The organism is Burkholderia sp. GbtcB21, from assembly GCF_019091065.1.
GTDB lineage: Bacteria > Pseudomonadota > Gammaproteobacteria > Burkholderiales > Burkholderiaceae > Burkholderia > Burkholderia pyrrocinia_C.
Window position 1 is genome coordinate 1 of sequence record NZ_JAGXKA010000004.1, and the last position, 20,754, is coordinate 20,754.

Annotated in this window: 13 protein-coding genes and 3 pseudogenes; 12 read left to right on the forward strand and 4 right to left on the reverse strand. The window is 61.2% G+C overall.

Translation table 11 applies throughout. From position 1 onward, the window contains the following. Positions 1 to 175: 175 nt before the first annotated feature. Positions 176 to 748 (reverse strand): annotated as a pseudogene (locus KVT39_RS10945) (transposase); the annotation flags it as partial. A gap of 25 nt (positions 749 to 773) precedes the next feature. On the opposite strand from KVT39_RS10945, the pseudogene KVT39_RS10950 reads away from it, so the two are divergent. Further along, positions 774 to 947: pseudogene (locus tag KVT39_RS10950) on the forward strand (transposase); the annotation flags it as partial. A 154-nt stretch (positions 948 to 1,101) separates the two neighbouring features. Then, positions 1,102 to 1,206 (forward strand): annotated as a pseudogene (locus tag KVT39_RS10955) (IS5/IS1182 family transposase); the annotation flags it as partial. 15 nt (positions 1,207 to 1,221) lie between these two features. Here the strand turns inward: KVT39_RS10955 and KVT39_RS10960 are convergent. Further along, entirely contained in the window at positions 1,222 to 7,224 is a 6,003-nt protein-coding gene (locus KVT39_RS10960) for an RHS repeat-associated core domain-containing protein (RefSeq protein WP_217589011.1), read from the reverse strand. Between the two features lie 182 nt (positions 7,225 to 7,406). Beyond that, entirely contained in the window at positions 7,407 to 8,729 is a 1,323-nt protein-coding gene (locus KVT39_RS10965) for a hypothetical protein (RefSeq protein ID WP_217589013.1), read from the reverse strand. A gap of 854 nt (positions 8,730 to 9,583) precedes the next feature. Here KVT39_RS10965 and KVT39_RS10970 point away from each other — a divergent pair. The 4 genes from KVT39_RS10970 to KVT39_RS10985 all read left to right on the forward strand — a co-directional run bounded on the left by KVT39_RS10970 (position 9,584) and on the right by KVT39_RS10985 (position 11,735). Further along, a complete protein-coding gene (locus KVT39_RS10970; protein WP_217589015.1) occupies positions 9,584 to 9,751 on the forward strand; it encodes a hypothetical protein in 168 nt (55 codons plus the stop codon). A gap of 55 nt (positions 9,752 to 9,806) precedes the next feature. Continuing rightward, positions 9,807 to 10,619, forward strand: coding sequence for a hypothetical protein (locus KVT39_RS10975; RefSeq protein WP_254640443.1), 813 nt, complete (start codon positions 9,807 to 9,809; stop codon positions 10,617 to 10,619). A 144-nt stretch (positions 10,620 to 10,763) separates the two neighbouring features. Further along, positions 10,764 to 11,141 carry a DUF3592 domain-containing protein gene (locus KVT39_RS10980; RefSeq protein WP_217589017.1) on the forward strand — a complete coding sequence of 126 codons (378 nt, stop codon included), beginning with the start codon at positions 10,764 to 10,766 and terminating at the stop codon, positions 11,139 to 11,141. A 21-nt stretch (positions 11,142 to 11,162) separates the two neighbouring features. Then, the gene (locus tag KVT39_RS10985) at positions 11,163 to 11,735 is read left to right on the forward strand and encodes a hypothetical protein (RefSeq protein WP_217589019.1); all 573 of its coding nucleotides are present in this window, start codon (positions 11,163 to 11,165) and stop codon (positions 11,733 to 11,735) included. Here the strand turns inward: KVT39_RS10985 and tssF are convergent, their stop codons facing one another. Further along, entirely contained in the window at positions 11,736 to 13,613 is a 1,878-nt protein-coding gene (gene tssF / locus KVT39_RS10990) for a type VI secretion system baseplate subunit TssF (RefSeq protein WP_217589022.1), read from the reverse strand. A gap of 133 nt (positions 13,614 to 13,746) precedes the next feature. Here tssF and KVT39_RS10995 point away from each other — a divergent pair, with 133 nt between their 5' ends. The 6 genes from KVT39_RS10995 to KVT39_RS11020 are packed head-to-tail and all read left to right on the forward strand — an operon-like array spanning position 13,747 to position 20,721. Beyond that, positions 13,747 to 15,858 (forward strand): type VI secretion system Vgr family protein, encoded by a 2,112-nt coding sequence (locus KVT39_RS10995; protein WP_217589024.1) that lies wholly within the window; start codon positions 13,747 to 13,749, stop codon positions 15,856 to 15,858. Positions 15,859 to 15,869: 11 nt separating this feature from the next. Then, positions 15,870 to 17,240 (forward strand): hypothetical protein, encoded by a 1,371-nt coding sequence (locus KVT39_RS11000; protein WP_254640465.1) that lies wholly within the window; start codon positions 15,870 to 15,872, stop codon positions 17,238 to 17,240. Next, complete coding sequence (locus KVT39_RS11005) at positions 17,237 to 17,488, forward strand: hypothetical protein (RefSeq protein ID WP_217589025.1); 252 nt, start codon at positions 17,237 to 17,239, stop codon at positions 17,486 to 17,488. The genes KVT39_RS11000 and KVT39_RS11005 overlap by 4 nt, the downstream gene beginning before the upstream one ends. 4 nt (positions 17,489 to 17,492) lie before the next feature. After that, positions 17,493 to 18,581, forward strand: a complete 1,089-nt coding sequence (locus tag KVT39_RS11010) for a DUF2169 domain-containing protein (protein WP_217589026.1) — start codon at positions 17,493 to 17,495, stop codon at positions 18,579 to 18,581. After that, complete coding sequence (locus KVT39_RS11015; protein WP_217589027.1) at positions 18,578 to 19,702, forward strand: beta-ketoacyl synthase; 1,125 nt, start codon at positions 18,578 to 18,580, stop codon at positions 19,700 to 19,702. The genes KVT39_RS11010 and KVT39_RS11015 overlap by 4 nt, the downstream gene beginning before the upstream one ends. Next, the gene (locus tag KVT39_RS11020) at positions 19,672 to 20,721 is read left to right on the forward strand and encodes a DUF4150 domain-containing protein (RefSeq protein WP_217589028.1); all 1,050 of its coding nucleotides are present in this window, start codon (positions 19,672 to 19,674) and stop codon (positions 20,719 to 20,721) included. The genes KVT39_RS11015 and KVT39_RS11020 overlap by 31 nt, the downstream gene beginning before the upstream one ends. Positions 20,722 to 20,754 lie beyond the last annotated feature (33 nt).

Here is a 20,754-nt window from a genome sequence, read left to right on the forward strand (position 1 = left end):
GGCTCCACTGGCATCTCGGCGATCTCGATTGGAAAGCCGCCATGCTAAAGCAATACGGTGTCGGTGCCACGCTTACGACAATAACGCGCAATTGAACAAGCCGCTTCTCACGGCTCAGAACCGTACGCTAGCAGGGTTACTGGACATATTTGCGCGCCTGTGAACACTGCTAGCGCTAATTGTGAACGCCTACGCCAGTAGGCAAATTCCATGGCATGAACGCTGTGTAGTCGTCAACGGTGGAGGCGCGCGGCAATTTCGCGAAAAGCCAGACGAGATAGCGGTACGGATCGATGCCGTTCGCCTTGTACGTCTCGACGAGGGAGTACAGGTTTGCACTCGCCTGCGCGCCGGCGACCGTATCGGAGAACAGCCAGCCCTTGCGACCGACGACGAACGGCCGGATCGCGTTCTCGCACAGGTTGTTCGAGATCGGCCAGGTGCCGTTCTCGACGTAGCGGACCAGCTTGGGCCATTGCCCGCTCATGTACTGCAGCGCCTTTCCGAGCAGACTCGACGGTACCACGGTGGGCAGATGCTCAATCATCATGCGTTCGATGATGGAGAGCACTCGGGCGCTGTATCGCACACGCAGCCGTTGTCGACGTTCTGCCTTCCACTTTGCGCTGCGTGCCTCGGCGGCGAACAACCGACCGACCAGCATAACGAAGCGCGTCGCCAGCAGATCCGGCGAGCGTGCCGCTTTCGGCACAGACTCCTCGGCCTTGATGAAGCCGCGGCGCACGTGTGCCTTATGCCGAGCTCGGCATAAGGCACACGCGCGCCGGAAGATCCACGACCTGCATGCGGTGCGCCCCAACGCCGTGACGGAGGAGGCGCTGCGGCGGATCGGTGCGCTCTACAAGATCGAAGAGCAGATCCGCGGCAAGCCGCCCGACGAACGGCGCAGTGTGCGCCAAGCGCGGGCGGTGCCGCTGCTCGACGACAGTTGACAAGGTCTTCGCGACGCCCGCACAGTGTCAACTTTATTGCGCCGCGTGCAACCTCATGAATTCATGAGGGTTTCGCATCCACCGGTCGACGACGACCGGCGAAGTGACATCTTTACTTCGCAAACGGTGACGACTTTATTTTGGTCTACGCCTGCGCGTTCGGTTCGAGCGGCTCGCCTCCATACACGAAGCGTTCATGAAAATCGCCGCCTGCATCATCTGCTGGCGACACCATCAAAAATCATTCTGTTAGCGTTTCTTAGACATGTCAGACGGGACGATCCATCAGGCCGCGCCCGAAACTCTGAAGCTTGCCGAAGAGGACTTTTGGCATGCTTTGTGTCAACCAGCTGGAAATACTCGCCTTCACCACGGTGTCGAATGCCTCCCCGTTAGCGTACGCTACCATCCCAAGCACTTGCTTATCGATCGGGCCGGCTACCTTCGTCAGGATACCGGACGCTGCGCTGCCCAACACTCCGGCCGCAACACCGAAGGCCCACGCTGTCGCTAGTCCGTCGGTCACGGACTTCCCCTGAATTGCGTTGCTGAGAAGCTGGTTTCCGACGCTCGTCACGGTGTCGGGTTCTACCATCACCAGCGCCGTAGTAATCGCTTTGACTGTGGCCTGCATGACACCGGACAAAGCTTCGCCCGCCCCCAATGCCGCCACGGCGGTGTCGGCAGCGACGCTGGCAAAAGGGGCCATCGCACCGCCCACGCCACCGGCAACGGCACCGGTGGCGGCCCCAATACCCACCTTGACGCCCCATTGGCTCCACGAGACCTGATTGGCTTTGTGTTGGATCGCCTTTGTTGCGTCGTAAATCAGTCCGCCTGTACCGGCCCCGATCGCGGCGCCGGCTGCGGCCCCTACCGCCGCCGTGACGAGGGTTGCGCCAAGCACGCCGATCGATGCCCCGAGGGGGGCCGCGAGTCCTAAGCTGGCGACCGACACCGCGATGCCCACGCCGACGGCGAGCACCCCCACTGCCACCTGAGCGACAAAATCCCAGATCGAGTGACCGTCGAGGTCGATCAACCCCACCGGGTCGTTCTCGACGTAAGCATAGACATTGGCTGTGTCTCGGTCGAGCAAGCTCCCGCCGAGTTGATCGTCTGACGTGATGAAGCGACGCAGGCGTGGGTCGCAGTACCGCGCACCGAAGTAATACGCGCTGGCGACACTATCGAATTCGCGCCCGCTGAAGCTGTAGCGGAAGCTGCGGGTGCCTTGGAGCGCTGCAATGGCGCCGAACGGATCATAGTCTATCCGGGCGATCAGTTCGCCGGTGCCGTCGAATGCAGCGCGAGGGCTGTGGACCTGATCGCAGATGAAGAAGGCCTCGCCCGGTACCGGAATGCCTTCGAGCGCAGGGGGCGAGCCGCTGTCGGCGATCGTGTAGATATAGGCCTTGCTGCCGCGGAGGCTGATCAGGCATGAATGCTGACGGCTACCGTCGGCAAAGTACACGATCTCGTACTGTGGGTCGACGTAGAGCGTCCGGACACCGGCCTCGTCTTTCGTGAGCCGGTTCCCCAGCGCATCGTAGGTGTAGGTGGCCTGCCGGCCGCTCGCCGAATCAGCCACGTGCACCAGACGCTGCTCAGCGTCGTACGTATAGGCGAGCGTGGCACCATCCCGCGTTAGCGACACGATCCCGCCCGCCATGTTGTAGTCCGCGATGAAAGCGCCTTCGCCGGTGCCTGACACGACGCGGTAGCCGTTGCACGCGAACGTGGTGCCACCGGCCGACAGGCAATTGCCCGACGCGTCGTACTGGAAGGATTGGGGCGGAATCGCCCCCCCGGTGGTACTGGCCAGTCGTCCGGCCGGGTCGTAGGCCAGCATCTGGAGCGACACGGGATCGCCCAGCGATCCAATAGAGTCGTTCAATTCGCGCGATACCTGATAAGCGAACATCGAATGATTGTGGGTATCCGTCACTAGTTGGCCCGCGAGTCGACCGTACAGGTCATAGTCGATGTCACAGGTCAGGCCGTTGGCGAGTGCCAGGGTCGCGGGATTGTCATGGGCGTCAAAGCCCGAATAGCCGAGTACGCGACGGAGCGGCAAGCCTGACGGGGTGAAGTCGACACCGAGTAGCGCGCCGTTCGGCGCATACACGTTTCTTTGCTGAGACCCGTCCGGGAAGGTTGTGGTGGTCGTTTTGCCTCGCGGGTCGAAGATCCGCGTCACCTGTGACGTTACGTCCGACAGCGTCACGTCGCGTCGAGCCACGTTACCTTGAGCATCGTAGCCGTAGCGCAGCACGTCTCCGTTCGGCAGCTTCACGGTCGTTAGCCGCCCGATACCGTACGGCACGTCCGTTTCGTCATAGATGAATGCAGTCTGCTGGCCATCGCTCGTGCGCTTCGAGATGATCCGTTGCAGGCCGTCCTTCACGATCGTGACTGAGCCATCCGTTTGCACGTCGATCGGGGTCGTCTCGATGGTCGTTCGAGTGGGATCCTGGTAAGTGACCGTGCTCGAGGACAAGGTCGTGTGGTCCTGGCTGATCGCGATCGCGATTTGTCGACCGAGGCTGTCGTAGGTCGCGGACGTCACGATGCCGGTCGGGTCTGTCAGCAACAACAGTCGCCCGAGCCCATCGTATGCATATTGCGTGACGGCGCCCGCATTGTCGGTGCGATTGATCGGCACGTGCTGTTTGCCACACAACGCATGGTGCACGGTTGTTGTCCGAGCTGATGACGTGCCGGACGCGACGGTCGTCTCGGTGATGTCGACGCGTGGATAGGCGGATATGGTCGTTGTAGTCGATCCGTTGGCTGCGGGCGCCTCGAATTTGATCACACGGCCGAACGCATCGTAAATCCATGTGGCGCCGACAGACGGCTCGCCTTTGAAGCGCGGCAGCGTTTGCGTCTGTTTAGCGCCATGCCCATTGTAGGTCGTTTCGACGACGATCGGCCTCGTGCCTTCGGGCGGATCCCGCTCGACACGCACGTGTCGACCCAGTCCATCGGCGAACACGCAGTGCGTGGTCCAATTGTCCGTCGTCCAGTCCAGGCGTTGGGACGTGGCGGCGCACAGCAGACCGCCCTCCATCGACCAACGGGTGCGCAAGACCTCGACCAGCGTGCCGTCGGGCGCCGTGCGTAAGATGGAGACTGTCCGCCCAAGGCCGTCAACGACATGCTGCTCTACGGCGGACGCCGGGTCGACGCGCAACGTACAGGCGCCGAAGGCCGACTCATGTGTGAACTGCCACGTCAGCGTTTTGGCAGCATCGACGGTGGTGCTTTCCGACTGGACGAACGTCTGAAATTCGGTTTCGTACTCAGTCGTCTTCACTGTACCGGCCGGATCGGTCTGCTGGTGGATCCGACCGAACCGGTCGCGCTTTGTGATCTCGGTGAGCCACTGTCCTTCGTTGGCGTTGTTCCATCGGTCGTGCGTGATGGGCAGCCACGAGTCCAGGTCGTAGGTGAAGCGCTCCCGATGCAACACCTTGGTGTCGTCGAGCACCGTACCGGCATAGACGGTCTTCTTCGATAGCAAACCGATCTGCCAGCTCGCCTCGTCGGTGTCGAACTCCTGGGCCAGCACGGTCGGGCCGGCCGCCAGCGCGGTGCCCGCAGTGGTCCGCTGCGTGACGTTGCCGTACGGCCCGTATACCGTGTCGACGGTCAGTATAGTATCGGGCGCCGCCTCGGACGCGGCGAAGCTGTAGTGCGCTGTCGCGGTCGAGGTCTCTAGCACCTGGTAGGACTGTCCCGCTTGCGGCGTTTCATAGCTGTGCATGGTGGTCATCATCAGCGCCCCGTCTGAGGTCCGCGTGAGCCGCGATCTGCTGACATGTTGCACGAGCGGGAACACCTGATGGAGCTCGTCACGCAGCGTCGTATCAGCATCCTGGTCGTCCGTTTCCACCGCCGCGAAGCCGAGCCAGCCGCGTCCCGATCGGTCGATCAGCGCATTCTCATAGCGGCACACGGTCTGCCACTGGCCGCCGATGCCGTCCGCTTTCGTGAAGGAACGCACGAGGTACTTCGGCAACGGTGTGCGCGCCAGCACCGGACGGCCTCCGGTCGAATTCGGCCACTGCGCGGTGCCGACACTGGCGCCGCTCCCATTGACGAGCGCATGCAACAAGGCGCGCGGCTCCATGGCTCCCTTGGCCGCGCCAGTCGATGAATAGACTGCGGGATCTGACATCGGCGCGTAGCTCAATGCATATTGTCCGCCAACGCCGTTCGTGACGGTGGTGAGCAGGTCAGGATACGGACCGGCGACGGCCATTACGATCGCGTTCTGTTTTCCCTTCGCGTTGATCGCATACACTAGGTCGCTCAAGCCACGGCCCCGCAGATCAAGCGGCATCGCAAGCCCGCCGGCGAGCGTGCCAGCCGGCGGCTGCCTAAGCACCGGCAGCGGTGTCAGTCCCGATGGACCGGTGCGGAACGCCGAGACGATGAGTTTGTTGTCGGTGTCGTGGGTAAGAACAAGCACTTCCGGTGACGATGATCCGGTAAGGGTCGCCGGTGCGATGACTCCGCCGTACGGCAGACCGGTCGATGTTGGATCGCCCGCGTGGAAAACGCCCCCGTCGTTAAGGAGCACGCGCGTGGTCAGCTTGCCTGTGTCCGAGGCAAACACCACAAGGTCAGTGTTGCCGTCGGCGTTCACGTCGATTGGCACAATCTGCCCGCCGGCCGGGACCGTCCCGTCGAGCACGTCGTCGATCTGCACGAAGCCGGCGCGTCCGTGACTGCGCAGCAGCGTCAGCGCCAGATGCCGGCCGTTGTCCGTCTTTGTTGCGTAGATCAAATCGTCCCGACCGTCGGCGTTTGCATCGCACGCGTACAGCGTGCCGCCATAGGGGGCGGTGAGTGTAGTCTGGTCGTCGGGCGAGGGGGCGAAGCGGGTACCGTCCGAGAACAGGGTCTTGACACCAAGCTTTCCGCTGTTTTGGAAGGTCAGTACGAGGTCGGCGAGGCCGTCGCCGTCGACATCTGCGGCGACGAGGATTCCGCCCGCCTTGAGGTCCGACGGACCAGCGCTGTTCATGGGTCCCGGCACGAGGGTCCAGTTGCCATCCTGCAGCGCGGACACGAATAATGTGAGCCCGAGCGAGCCGTTGTTGTTGGCCGCGTAGACAAGTTCCATCCTGCCGTCACCGTTCGCATCGAGCGCCACCAGTTGGCCACCGTAGCGAAGACCGGTTGGCGGTACGTCGAACGGTCCGTCGAAGCCACCTGTACGGTTCGCGAGGAATATCTGCATCGCCAACTTGCCACCGTCCGAATAGGCGTTGACGAAGTCGACATGTCCGTCGCCGTCGATATCCATTGGCAGGAACGAGCCACCCCATTGCAGGGAGTCGATGTCGAGTTGCGTAGCCGGTCCGAAGTTGGCGGTGGCCTCCAGCCAGTCGAACTTTGTGGGCGGCAGCGCGACGCCCTGGCCGTCGGCGCGCGTGATCGACACGAGGCGGCTGCGTCCGGTGGCGAAACCATACTCATAGGTGAGTGCATAACGAGAGACTACGGCGTCGTCAACCCGGGTGGCGACGGTACTCAGGCGCCGTCGCTTCGCGTAAGGTCGACCGGCGATGTAGCCGGACTCGACATCGGTCCGGTCCTCGTAATCAAACACGATCGACCGTCGGGCCTCGGCGCCAGCTCGCGCATTCGATGTGTAGCGAATCGCGCTGGGCAGCTTGAATCCGCTCGAGCCGGCATCTATATAGGAGAAGGCAATCGTGTTCCCGCTTCGATCGGCAATACTGCTCAGATACCAGGCGCGGATCGACGAGTCGCCCGCGGAGGACATCACCGCCTGCGCATCGGGCGTCGCGCCGTAGCGGAGAATGCGCCCGTTGCGTTGATGCACCTCGAACGCGTCGGGGCCTTGGCGGCCAGGCGTGCCTTGGTAGATCGGAATGACCTGATCCCACGACTGGATCTCGGTTTCATAGACAGTGTTTTGCCCAAAGTAGCTGGCACCGCTCCGTGGCACCAGACGCGCACCGTCGAGCGCTAGCCGGTCGGTATCGGAGAAGGTGACGCCGGCGAGCAGCCCGTCTTGTGCGAGCGTTGGCGCACAGCGCTCGATGACGGAAAGGCCGTCGAGCGCCCAGCCCACCCCGATCGGACCATTCGTAGCAAGGCTGCTGTAGACGAACGCAAGCTCGGGCGCTATGCCAGCGATGCCGGGCGGAACGGCGACGTCGATCTTGTAGGTGGCGCCGCCGTTGTTGTCGACGGAGAAGGAGCCGGGGAGCGTGCCGCAATAGGAGTTCATGAGATCACCTCGTGCCATTGACCGGTCGAATGCACGGATTTGGGGTGTGAGCGCCCAGCCCGGAACCTGGGCCGAGCTGGGCATGCGAGAAGGCGAGGGCACGCGGAACGCGAACGCGAACGCGGCAGCGCGAAGCGGGCTACGGCGCGCCTAAACGGGCAGGGGGGCCCGAACGGAATTCGTCAGCTTTGTGGAGAACCGGTGAGGGCGACCAGATCCCAGGCAGGCACATCCCATTCATTCGATACTGTCCACGAATACAAGGTGGGCGTGGTCCAATTGGTACTATTAATCAATTCGACCAGGAATTCATGTTTGAAATGCAATTGACAGTTGAGTGGAGATTGATTGCCTGAGTTTTGGGGAATCGTCCACAGCGCCATTGTTTCCCCGCTAACGCCATTGTTAAACTGTGCATCAAGGGGGCGCACCTTATAATATTGAATATCTCCACTGCTACCATCTGGAGCATAAAGATTCCATTTCCAAGAATCAAAATTGTCGGGCGTCTGAGACAAGGCACTCCAGAGGCCATTCTCGTAATACGTCCACGCAGCTTCATTGTTTGACTGTACGCCCGTTTGCCCTACCCCCCAATTGTCATTCGAGGTTTGAACGCTCTTAGATATCGTGAACGGTGTCGAGGTTGATCCGCCGCCATCATCGGCCATGACAGTGATCTGATAGTCGACTGCGGTCGTCACCGGCGAACCGGTGGTGCCATCCGGTGAGAGATCGACTAGCGATAGCGATCCGTCCAGAACGGTGCTCGATACCGTGTTTGTCGTGAGTCCAGCGCCCCTACCCCAATCCCTGTTATAGATACCCCCCACGCCAGGTACACAGTTGCTGTTCAGATCCAGAAAGATCAAGTAGTACGGGTCCTGGCCATCGCCATTTGCATAATAAATATAGTAATTGTGTGTGTTGCGGATGCTATATGGTTGAGAAAAGGGGCCAGATCCAGTGTTTGAAGTGGATATTGGAGCTGGGCCTTTCTGGAACGTGTAAGTCAATATGTGAAAGTAGGCTCCAGTCGGGGGAATCAAGTTGGTATCGAGCTGCGCTGGCTCTGCGACGTGTTGCGCAATGGCGTGCGCGACCTGTTCGACGGGAAGCAGGGGCCGTGAGCCGCTCTCACGAAACATGATCGAGTCTTCGTGTGGCACGATGGTCACGGCCGTATGGTAGCGGTCCTTGTGACCCGGGATCTCGCGCCGTTGGACTGCAAAGAGCGCGACATCCTGAGGCACAGTGATGCCCGTCCCCCGAAAAACCGTGCTCAGTTGACCTGCCTTTGCGTCAAGAATGACGAAGCTGTGGCCTGCGGAAAGTGCGTCGCGGGCCCGTTGCTCGTCGAAGCCGGCGTGACCGTCGGCCACGACCACCTGCTCGACTGCGCCGATGCTCGAAAGGGTGTGATAGATCGCGACCCGGAGGCCCCCAGAAACGCCGTCCATGAATTCGACTGAGGTGCGGCCCGCCTCGTTGCGTAATTGGTTCATTTTTCCTCTCATTATTTAGGAATATCAATTTATCTTCGCGATGGCTGAAGATGCAAAAAAACAACAGCTGATTTTCCACTCGAAATGTGCTGCAGGTGAGGGTTGCAGGTCACTCTAGGCGTGAAACGGCGAATCTTCAATTACACGTGGTAACAGGTGCTCCTCGCCGGCTATTGTTGGTGTTCGAAGTTTCTGCTAACAGTGACCCCAGATACTGCTAATGTGAAAACTCGTGAAAGCGCCGGCTGCAAAGGCCGAGAGCCACGTTCTGTTCGTGTCCGCACGCGTTGCGCTGATGCAACAATGAGGGGGTGTATGTGCGAAGATTTTGCTAATGCGCCTTCGAGAGCTTGCGATGCCAGATGTGGCTCACGAGCGGCGTAATGAGGAAAGTCGCTCGTGACGAGAGCAGGGCGTGCACGTATCCGATGATCAAAAACTTGGGTGCGTGCGCAACAATATACCTCTCCTCTAAAAGAAGGGGGCGCGACTTTAATGCCTGTTTTCCAGGATGGGGGAGGCTGTCGACATTGAGCCGTGGTGCACGCCTATGTCGCGCTTCAACACCATCGTTTGGAATTCAGCGCCCGTCGATGAAATACGTCGCCAGCGACCGGCCGCTGCGCACTTCCTCAGCTTGACGTTCGCCGCCCCGCATTAGCGGAATCACTGGACACGATTAGCGCACGAACGGACACCATTAGCAGTATCTACGAACTTCAACACCGACCGCCCCGAACTCGGCGCCAGCGTCTTGAGGCGCGACCTTGACGAACGCTACGTCCTAACAGGCGCCAGCCGCGGCCAGCGCGCACTGGTTGCCTGCGCCAACCGATCCATCACGGGAGTCACGCATGACCGTCATCATCACCAAAAAACCGAACAAGGGCATGGGCGAGGCCCGCGACCTCGCGACGTTTCTCGATCTGGTCGACCGCTGGACTCAGGGGATTCCAGACCTCGGCGATGCGCTATCAGTTCGTTTGCCGCGTCGGCCATGTCTTCGAGAAGTCAGTAGTTAGCCTCGAAAAGGGCTCGTGGTGCGTCATATGCTCGCGCAACGAGCATTCGAAGCGCATGGCAGATCCCGGCGGAATGAAGCGAATTCGCGCTGCCGCCCGCGCGCAAGGCGGCAAGTGCCTGACGACGACATACACGAAGCTTGGGGGCCGCTACCGTTTCCGTTGTGCGGTGGGGCACGAGTGGGAGACGGTCGGTCTTGAGGTCATCCGCGGCGCCTGGTGCCGGACCTGTGCGAACCAGAAGAAGGTACAAGGGTATTGGCTCAAGGATGGGTTGGCTCGGTTACAGCGGTGCGCTAAAGAACGTGATGGAGTTTGCCTTGCCGCGGCCTACGAAGGCAGCAAGGCCCGCTATCGATTCCGATGCGAAGTAGGCCACGAGTTCGACATGTTGGGTGCCCGGATATTTCGCGGATCGTGGTGTCTCGAGTGCCAGCACGAGGCAAAGCGATATGGCATGAGTCTCATGCATCAGTTGGCAGCCGCTCACGGTGGCCGCTGTTTGTCCGATTCCTACCGCAATGCGACTACTCGACTCGAATGGGAATGCGCACGAGGTCATCGTTGGTGGGCCTGTCCCGGAGCAATCGTCCGCGGGCATTGGTGCGCTGCGTGCGGGCACGACGCCAGCAAGCTCGGCATCGACCTGATGCGCGCGATCGCGATGGAGCGAGGTGGAGCCTGCGTCTCGAAATCCTACGTGAACAGCTCGACACGGTTGGAATGGGAATGTGCGCGTGGCCACCGATGGTTCGCCACGCCGAACACGATCCGCCGCGGCCATTGGTGCGCGCGCTGCTATTTCATCAGCATCACGACGACCGAGGAGACGCGTCAAAAGCGGCGGCACGACAGCACCCGAAAATGAAACTTGACGAGCAGACAGAGTCATCCGGCGAAATGCGATCGGATTCGCGGGGTGGCCGGCCGGCGTCCCGCAATGCGCTAAAATCGCGCTCGGACACGTAGTGACAGGGTGCGGCGTGTCGAACGACAAAAATCGAGAGGGCTCATGTCTAAGGCTATTGCAGGCATTGCGATCGGGGTCGTTTTTCTCGTGATCGCGGCTTTCATCGGGTGGTCTACGCGAGGGTTCCTACAGACTGCGATCGCCGTCCCTGGCGAGGTGGTCAGCCTCAATGCCGGCGGGAGCCACCCACAGATCGAGTTCGTGACGAAAACAGGCGAGCGCGTTTCCTATCCGCAAGGCGGGATGATCTACGGTACCAAGGTCGGCGACAAGGTCACCGTCCTGTATCAGCCCGAGGCACCGGCCCGCACCGCCACGATCGACCGGTTTGGCGCTGTGTGGAACTGGACGTTGATGGCGGCGATATTCGGTCTGGGATTCATCTTCTTCGCGGCGATGAACCTGCCATCAAAAAAATAACAGCATCTGAGAGGATCGGCCGTGTCAATTCTGAGACCAAGCAACTGGAGCTACAAGACAGGTGCGACGGGCGGCGTCAGTATCGAGTTCGTCGTTGCGTCGGGCGGCACAATCGTTCTGGCCGACCCCGCTGGAACGGAAACCGATTTTTACTACGGCGGCGTAGGTGTCGGCATCGGTTTCGGCCTTCGTGTTCCGAAGATCAAACTCCCGCGATTTTCCTTGCCGGAAATCAAGATACCCAAGATCGCCGGGCACGAGGTCGGAGGAGCCGGCTCTCTCAAATCGTTCGACAGCGCGGGGCTCATTTACATGGCGCCGGCGTTTAGTGGCGCCGAGCTGACCAAGAGCGATTTTCAAGGGGCTACGGTTTACCTCGATGGTGGTGTAGGCATCGGCTATGGCAAGGCCGGCTCAGCAATGATCCTGGGGATCAATTCAGCGCAGCTCGCCCTCGGGCTCTCGAGTCCGGCGATGACGTGGCTTGCTGAGATAGCGATTGCGCATGCCCCAGCGATCTTGCTGATGGGGGGCACGACAGTTGGTTTGCAAGCGGGCGCTGGCGCCGGGATCCTGGTCGGCTATTTACATTGACTAGATCACCGGTCGCGTTCCGCATTGAGCCGGGCAGCGATGCAGTTCTTGCCCCGTTTGGGACGACCGGATGATGAGCTGTACATAGCTGTTCGTTGGTGCGTACGGAGCGAACAACAGGTTGAGCACTTGCGCGAACAGGTGCAACGTGACATCGCGCAACATACTTTCCTCGAGCGATACCACGATCTCGACGCCACGCACGAACGAGGGGAACTGGTTGTCGAGCGACATCCACTTCATAGCGGGTTGGTAGTCGAGCCCTGTGATCGCATCAATGCTGCGTTGAGCAACAATCCTCGCGCGCGGCGCGTGCAGTCGCAAGAAATCCTTGAATGCCTTTAGGCCAATCTGCGTCAGATCGAACGGGTGCAGCGCCATGCCCGCCAAGACACGCCACAACGCATCGTGTCCACGGGGAAGTCCGCTTGGGACGGTCGGGCGTGTGAGCAGCCGTATCGGACAAGCCAGTGCCGCACCCTCGTGAACCAGGTCGCTGTCCGGCGCACCAATCGGTAGCCGCGAAGGTAGCTCGCCGTTGGTGGCCGTCACATCGACGTCGACTTGCGGGTGCTTCACCTGGGCAGCGTTGCCCTCCAGCCCGACGAGCGAGATCAGAAGGGGCGAACGTGCTTGTCCGGCCGCCGTGTGTGGATCGCGAAACGCGCTCCAGTAAGCGACGGCCGGGTCCGGTTGCCGGCCGTGGCTGAACGCGCGGTACGGCAATACGGTCGTCCGCGAAAGCGCGGTGGCCGACGGTGTTCCCATTTCGTGTTCGGACTGCGCCCGATCGCCCAGATGAACGGCATCAATCGAATACACATCGAGCGGCGTGCCGGTCTCGAGCGGCTCCGGTGTCACGGGGTACGCTCGGTCGGTGGTCGTCAGTTGGATGGGCGTCGCGTCTCGCTTGAACAGGTTGACGACCGGCGTGCAAAACAGTTTGAAGGACGAGGCGTCCAGGTCGTTCAGCGCCTGGCCGGCGACCGATGCTACCGGGGTGTCGCGAATCGCAAGGTGCAACGTCAGCAGCCGCGCGTGTGGTGCGCGCGCGGCGCGACGGATTCGACCTAGGTCGACGTCGACGAAATCGAATTTCTCGGGGAACGCGAACGACTCGATCAGGGGCTGGAAGGCGTCCGAGGTGGTCGCCGATTCCTTTGGAAACAATCGTTCATGTTCGCCGAATCCGACCGATTCGATCGGAATTTTTGATAATACCGTCCACCGGCCGCTTTGATCGACCTCGACGAACGCAGCGCCGGCCCGGAGCTGCAGCGCGTCGGCGAGCGCAGCGACGCGCGCTCGATCGCCCGCCAGGTGAATTCGAACTGTGCCCGACGGGATTGCGTCGTCGAACGCCTCGGTCGGCGTTGCGCTGGCGAACGCAATCGAGAGAACCGCGGTGACGTTGGCCGGCAGTCGGACGGCCGCGGGGACCATCGTGGCCGTAGCAAAACGGGCTGAGTGAACACGCAGCGGCGCGAGCGTCACATCGTAGACCGTTCTAAATCGGCACGGGGCCGCATTGGCATCGAGCGACGTGCCACGCGGCATCGTCAAGGGCGCCGTCAGCTGACCGAACAGGTTGGTCGGATCGAATTGTGCGATTGCGCAGGCAGGCACGGTCCGCAGGTACTGCGGGTACAGCATTTCGAGCATCGATTCGGTGAACTCGGGGTAGGTGTCCTCGAGCCTCGTGTCGACGCGGGCGGCCAGCAGGGCGAACGTCTGGATCATCCGGTCGACATGCAGATCGCCTTGACCATTGGCGATACCGAGTCGCGCGCCAATCTTCGGATAGCGTCGGGCAAATTCGGCGACGCCGCGCAGCAGCAGACCGACCTCGTACTCGTAATGGGGCAGCAGGTTATCCATTCACCTTCCGTACAGCTCCGTCCCCATATCCAAGGTACAAGAAACGGAAAACTTGATCCTTCCCGGGGCAGGCAGTTTAAAATCCCATGACGAATAATATCCTGCCGTTCCTATGCGGGGTTCCGAGGGCGCCATGCAACTGTCAGATATTCCAGGATTTTTTGGGCTACAGAGCAATCGGTTGTTCACCATTCAGACGCCAATGAAAGGGCGGTCTGATTTGGTGCTGGTCGATTTTCACGGTACTGAAGGTTTATCTCAAAATTTCGAGTTCCACATTCGGCTTGCCTCTCAAGATCCGAATATCGAACTGAAAAAGCTGATCGGTCAACCTGTGACGATTACGTTACAGCTAACCGATGCATTGGCGAGCTCGGACGAACGGTACTTCCACGGCTACGTGGCGAACTTCAGCCACCTCGACCACGACGGCAGCTTCACGGTCTACAGCGCGACCGTCGTGCCGTGGCTCTGGATGCTTTCTCGCAGTCGCGATATCCGGATCTTTCAGGAAGAGAACACCGAAGCCATTCTTTCGAAGGTCTTTCGCGAGTACGGAAAGATCGCGTCGTTCGAATTCCGATTGTCGAAGGCGACGAAGAATCGCAGCTACTGTACGCAGTATCGGGAGACGGATCTCGAATTCGTCGAGCGTCTTATGCAGGAAGACGGGCTCTTTTTCTTCTTCGAGCACGCGAAGGACAACCACAAGCTCATCATCACGGACAACTCGATTGGCGCGAAACCGATCAGCGGCCGCAGCCCCGTGCTGCAGTACACGAAGGGAGAGGCGCTCGACAATCTCGCGGTGATCACGTCATTCCAGGCGAGCCGCCAGCTTGAGTCCACCAACGTCGGCTTGAAGACCTTCGACTACAAGGTGCCGCATGCACGCCGGTTTGTGTCCGGGGGTACGGAAGTCAATCAAGGGGAAGTGCCGTCGTACGAAGTCTACGACTACCTCGGGGAACACGGCTTTGCGGACAGCGACCGTGGGGAGGCCTTGACGCGCTTTCGCACGCAGGCGCTTGCCGCCCACAGCAAGATCTTCATCGGAACCAGCACGAGCAGGCGGTTGTCGCCGTGTCTGTATTTCGAGCTCGACGATCACTATGATCACGACGCTGCCAGACCGGAAGACCGGCAGTTTCTGTTGACGACTGTCACGCACAACGGCACGAACAACTACCAGGCCGGAGAGGGTGCAGCGGCATACCAGTGCAGTTTCACCTGCATCCGCAAGAAGATTCCGTATCGTCCGGCGTTCACGATCGATCGGCCGTCGATCATCGGGCCGCAAACCGCGGTTGTCGTGGGGCCCGACGGCGAGGAAATCTACACGGACAATCTGGGGCGCGTGAAGGTGCAGTTCCATTGGGATCGGCAGGGTAAGCGCGATCAGGGGAGTTCGTGCTGGGTGCGTGTGGGGCAACCGTGGGCCGCTAGTGGATTCGGGATGATCCAGATCCCGCGGATAGGTAACGAGGTGGTCGTAATTTTTCTCGACGGCAATCCGGACAGGCCCCTGATCATCTCGAGCGTCTATAACTCGGCGAACATGCCGCCATGGGGGTTGCCCGCGAACGCGACGCAGAGCGGGATTCTGACGCGCTCGACCAAGACCGGCAACGTGAACACGGCCAATGCCATTCGCTTCGAGGACAAGAAGGGGGCGGAGGAGGTCTGGCTGCACGCTGAGAAGGACCAACGCATTGAAGTCGAGCACGACGAGTCGCATTGGGTCGGCAACGATCGCACGAAGAACATCGACCACGATGAAACGGTGCACGTGAAGCACGACCGGACTGAAACCGTCGACAACAACGAGACGATCACGATCGGCGTTGATCGCACCGAACGCGTCGGGAACAACGAGACGCTGACGGTCGGCGGCAATCGTGTCGAGACGATCGAAGGGATGCAGAACCTGCTCATCGCGCTCGCATCGGCTGAAGAGGTCGGCCTCGCGAAGGCGCTGGTCGTCGGCGGCGCCTACACGATTACGGTGGTCGGGGCGATGAACACGGCCGTGGGGCTCGCGCAGGCAGAGGAGGTCGGGTTGTCGAAGACGACGAAGGTCGGCAAGACGTTCACGATTACCGCGGGCGATCGGATTGAGTTGCGCACTGGAAAGGCTTCGATCGTGCTCGAGAGCAACGGAAACATTTCCATCCGTGGCGGGAACATACAGATCGTCGGGTCCGGTGCGGTGAAGGTCGACGGCAATACGATCAACGAAAATTGATCTTGCAAAGCATGCCTACAGTCGAAGATACGTCGGAAGGACAACCGTCGATCACAACGCCAGAGGTTCCCCCGCAGCTCGTCGAGCGCAACGTCGGATCGCTGTTGATTGCCAGCACGGCCGAGCCGCTTGCCGACCGATATGCCGATCTGCTCGCAATGGGATGGCGTCGACGGACGAACATGCTGGCCAGTTCGGCAGTCGACTTTTCTGATCTCGCCGAGTTCGACGATCGGTTGCTGGCCGCGTTGGAATCACTCCTCTTGCTTGGCGAGCCAGCGGCACTGCGCATGCAGGTGTCGACCCAGGAGCCGGTGCGTGCCGGCGAGATGTTTGCGATGACGCTGTATGCGCTGGCGAGCGACAACCACGAAATGCTGGACGCATGCCAAGCGCTCGCCACGGCAATTCCCGATCTTCGAGTCGGAATGATCGACGCGTTTGAATGGGTGCCGGCGACGCCCCGAGTTCGCGCGCGCATCGAGGCGTTGCCCAGTTCAGTCCGTTTGTCGCTTGTCGGCGTACGCCATCGTGATTTTGCCGGCGTCGCGGAACAGGCGCTCGAGCAGCTGAAGATGATCCAGGAGCCGACCGCCGCCGAGATTGTCGATGCGCTGCAGCTCGTGCAGGGTGTCGGCCGGCACGACCTTGCCAGCGCAGCCCGACGGTATCTCGATCATGAGGTGCCCGACGTGCGGTTGGCCGCTGCGCAGACATTGCTCGCCCTTGCGCCGGCGGAGCACACGCCGGCCGCATGCGATGCGCTCGACCAGTTGTTCACCGACGCCGCGGTCGATGCTGGCGCATTCGGTGGTGCGCTGCGCAGTCTCGCGCTGAACGCACCCGAACACGCACCACATCACATCGAGCGATTGCGCCAGTCTGGCGAGATTCGCCTGTACCTGATAGCACTGGGGTGGCTCGGTCGTATTGGTGCCGTTCGGGTCTTGATGGAGCATCTCGCGGATCCTCGGACCGCGCGGGTTGCCGCGGCTTCGCTGTCATTGATCACCGGGGCCGATCCGGTCCGGGACGACTGGCAGGGCCAAAAGATGCTTCTGAATGCCCCTGATGAGCTCGCCGATAGCGAGATACCCGATGTCGACCCCGATGCGCATTTGCCGTGGCCAGATGCCACCGCATTCGCAGCATGGTGGCACGTGCACGGTTCGCGATTCGACAGCGCCTACCGCTCCTTCGCCGGTCAGCCGATCACACCTGAATGGCTTGGCGAGGTGTTGATTAGCGGTCCGCTTGCGTGGCGGCCGCTAGCCGCAGAACATCTCCAACGACTGACGCGCGGGCCGCGCTTTCCGACCCGCCTTTCGGCGCCCGCACAGCGCGCGCTTTTCCAGACGCTGACCCAGAAGGGGATCGCATGAAACACGAAATCGAATGTCTTCTGCAGCCGGGCACGTCAGCGACGACCCCAGAGAGCGGGGCACCGGAGATGCCGGCGGTTACCGAGGACGAGCTTGTGTTTGAGGCGAAGCAAAAAATCACGCTTCGATGCGGGAAGGCGAGCATTACGCTCTATCCGAACGGCAAGATTGCGTTGCGCGGCGAGTACATCGTGAGCGACGCGGCCGGTGTGAACCGGATTGCCGGCGGCCAGATCGAACTGAACTGACGGTATGTGGCGCGTCGATAACTGGACCCCATTCGTTGCTGATCGGACTTGGGTGCGAGATCCGGAAGGTGCGGAGGTGTGGGTGGTCGCCATGAAGGCGACCTACACCATTCTGCCCGATGGAAACGTCCGGCTCGCCGACGAACAGTTGCCCCTGAACCATGGGCCAGTGCCGGCCGACGGCCGCGCAGGCTTGCTCTACGACACCGATCTTGGGCCGCCCAAGCTGGCAACCGACGTCCTGCTGAACGGTTACGCGTGGGCGCCCAATGGCGAGCCCGTACGGACGCTGCGCGCGGGCTTTCAGATCGGCACGACCAGCCACTTCGCGACGGTACACGGAGATCGCTATTGGGAGCGCAAGCTCTGGTCGTGGCGCCCCAGCGAGGCGGCGCCGTTCGTGAGCTTGCCGCTCTCCTATGAGCGCGCATTCGGCGCTGACACGCCGGAACTGCCGCCGGCGAGCCGAAATCCCGTTGGGCGGGGTTATGTGCCCGACAGCGAAGGTCGCGTCTGGTTGCCGAATCTCGAATCCGCGAAGCAGCCGATTCGCAATCGGAGCGACGTGCCGCCAACCACGGGCTTCGGGGTACTTCCCGCTCATTGGCCGGCGAGGCTGCAGCATGGGGGCACGTACGACGACGCCTGGCGCAATACACGACATCCGCTACCGCCGGAGGATCTTGATCCCCGATTCTGGCAAATCGCTCCGCCCGAACAGCAGACGAACGGTCACTTGTCAGGGGGCGAAGCGGTGACGCTCCTCAATGTGATGCGGCCGGATTTCGCGCCTAGCGGCAGCTTGACCTTCCGGTTGCCCAAGGTCTCACTGGCGTGCGAGACGCGCTTCTACGACGGCACACGCGAGCATTCTCGTCCGGTGATACACACGGTCATTCTTGAGCCCGACGAGCTTCGGGTATGCGTGGTGTACCACATGGCATTGCCATGTCACGAGAAGGTCAACTTGCTGGATCAGACCCGCGTGACCATGAAGCGTCGGCCCCTCGATAAGGAGTGGCAGGCGATCTTCGGCGATGCACGGTCGGCAGCCGAGGCGAGTCCTGAATCCGACTCGGAGCAACCCGCATGAACAGTACGCCGGTGATCGTGTCCGCGTCGTGCATATTTCCATCCGGGCCCCGTATCGAGCTCGCCGACACGGCAGTGCGCGCGCAGCTCGCCCAGCTCCAGCGTCATCCCGACTACATTGACGGCGCCGGCGAGCCGGTCCGCGGTAGTTTCTTCCCCATCGAACGTCCTTTCGATTCGGCGCGGTGGGGCGCTCTCGCGCGCGAGGCGCTTGAGCAAGTGATGGCCGATCTGGTTCGGCGAGGCCACGAAGGTTTGGGCGGCCGCGCACGTTCGCTCTGGATCGTGCTTCCTGAGAACGAGCGTCGTCCTGGCCTGCCTACGGACCTCGTCGAGATGGTGGGGGCATCGGTCCAGGAAGTAGCGGGAACGTGGACAGAGATTGCGATCCGAAAGGGCGGTCACGCTGCGGGTGTCACAGCGATCGAAGAGGCAGTCGAGAGGCTCGTGGCGGACCCGAATGCGCTGGCCGTCGTGCTCGGCGTCGAGTCCGGCCTAAATCACGACGCGTTGATGTGGCTCGACGCGCGGTCGCTTCTGCATGGCGCGCATCGCGCGTATCGCGGTCGCTTCCGAGTAGAGCCCTACGGTCGAGTGCCAGGTGAAGGTGCGGCCGCGATTGCGCTATCCGGGCGATTGGCGTCGGGCGGAAAAAGTTGGGCGCGGTTACTCGGCGTCGGACACGCGCACGAGCCGCACACTCATGACTCGGGGAAGGTGTGCATCGGGGCGGCCCTATCCCAAGCCGTCCGCTCCGCGCTCGAGCAGGGGCGGGAATTCAGTGCCGACCGGATCGGCTGGATATCAGTCGATCTGAACGGCGAGCCTTACCGGGCCGACCAGTTCGGCTTCACGGCGCTTCGGCTGGCGGACGCGCTCGCCGGGGGATGGCAGCGCGTCGTACCCGCGCTGGCTAGCGGCGATCTCGCGTCTGCCAGCGCGGTCGCACACGTCGCGTTGGCCGCCTACGGAATTTCGAGACGTCCACGTCAGGCGAATCACCTCATTCTATCCAGTTCCGATGACCCGCTACGCGGTGCAGTGCTCATCGGTCCCACCGATCCCTCGCCCGCGTGGCAGGAGAGCCGCTCATGGCGATCACCATCAACGTCAACGGCCTGACGCTTTGCCATCGCGGTAGCGGCGGCGTCAGCGACAACACCTTGCCGGACGTCTGTAAGACGCCGGGCAACGGCGTGCCGGTGCCTTATCAGAACGAGGCGCACTCGCGCGACCTGGTGAAGGGGACGACGTCGGTGTTCGCCGATGGCGGGAACATGGTTGCGAACTATGGCAGCCAGTTCTCGAAGAGCATATTCGATGAGGCCGGGTCGATGGGGGGTGTCGTCTCGGGCACGCACCTCGCTGAAACCGACTGGATCACACATTCGTTCGACGTGAAGTTCGAAGGCAAGGCGGCCTGCAGGTTGACCGACAAGCTGTTCATGAACCATCGAAACACGGTCAACATGGCGGGGCTGAAGCAACGCGATCTGCCTGAAGATGAACAGGAACTGCTCGACGAGCTTTGCAAGATGGCGTGCGAGTGCTTGAAGGAGTGGAAAGGGAAATTGCCGCAGGGCAAGACATACCAGGATTGCGTTCGCAAGAAGATCGACGACAAGTACTACGATGGGAACGGGCATCCGAAGCCAGACGCGAAAGCCTGGCGCGAGATTCCGTACGATCGGGGCTCAAATTGGGACCTTATCGGTAGCAAGGGAAATCCTGACATCCCGACGTCGAACTACATTCGTCCGAATTCGCGGCGCCTTGATATCGCTCCCGTCAAAGATGGCAAAGTAACCAAGCTGTACGATTTTAAGTTTGAAAAGGATGAGTTAACGAGTGGGGCGCGAAGAGATTACCGAGAGATTGCTCGGAAGCACACTGGAGACGCTGACAATTTCGAAGAGTTTCGAGTCGACGAGCGCTGCAATTGTGATGACGATTGGCCGCCGCCGAAGACCGTCCCCGTGACGGCACCTGCTACGCAGGAAAAAGGCTTCCTGGACAAGGTGAGCGACGCGCTTTATTCGCAGACAGGGGTGCGGTTAGCTGGCGGTCTCTTGATTGCTTACGTGGTAGTCTCCGAGGTCAGCCGGGTCTACTTACCACGTAATGCGGTGCCGCTGCCGTGAATATTGACATTGCGCCTAGGCAAATTTCTTGAA

What these genes read in the sequence shown, in the direction of transcription:
- KVT39_RS10995 (WP_217589024.1), top strand. Translation starts at nt 13,747, where the DNA reads ATGCAACTGTCAGATATTCCAGGATTTTTTGGGCTACAGAGCAATCGG.
- KVT39_RS10980 (WP_217589017.1), top strand. Translation starts at nt 10,764, where the DNA reads ATGTCTAAGGCTATTGCAGGCATTGCGATCGGGGTCGTTTTTCTCGTG.
- KVT39_RS11010 (WP_217589026.1), top strand. Translation starts at nt 17,493, where the DNA reads ATGTGGCGCGTCGATAACTGGACCCCATTCGTTGCTGATCGGACTTGG.
- KVT39_RS11000 (WP_254640465.1), top strand. Translation starts at nt 15,870, where the DNA reads ATGCCTACAGTCGAAGATACGTCGGAAGGACAACCGTCGATCACAACG.
- KVT39_RS10965 (WP_217589013.1), bottom strand. Translation starts at nt 8,729, where the DNA reads ATGAACCAATTACGCAACGAGGCGGGCCGCACCTCAGTCGAATTCATG.
- KVT39_RS11005 (WP_217589025.1), top strand. Translation starts at nt 17,237, where the DNA reads ATGAAACACGAAATCGAATGTCTTCTGCAGCCGGGCACGTCAGCGACG.
- KVT39_RS11015 (WP_217589027.1), top strand. Translation starts at nt 18,578, where the DNA reads ATGAACAGTACGCCGGTGATCGTGTCCGCGTCGTGCATATTTCCATCC.
- KVT39_RS10970 (WP_217589015.1), top strand. Translation starts at nt 9,584, where the DNA reads ATGACCGTCATCATCACCAAAAAACCGAACAAGGGCATGGGCGAGGCC.
- tssF (WP_217589022.1), bottom strand. Translation starts at nt 13,613, where the DNA reads ATGGATAACCTGCTGCCCCATTACGAGTACGAGGTCGGTCTGCTGCTG.
- KVT39_RS10960 (WP_217589011.1), bottom strand. Translation starts at nt 7,224, where the DNA reads ATGAACTCCTATTGCGGCACGCTCCCCGGCTCCTTCTCCGTCGACAAC.
- KVT39_RS11020 (WP_217589028.1), top strand. Translation starts at nt 19,672, where the DNA reads ATGGCGATCACCATCAACGTCAACGGCCTGACGCTTTGCCATCGCGGT.
- KVT39_RS10975 (WP_254640443.1), top strand. Translation starts at nt 9,807, where the DNA reads ATGGCAGATCCCGGCGGAATGAAGCGAATTCGCGCTGCCGCCCGCGCG.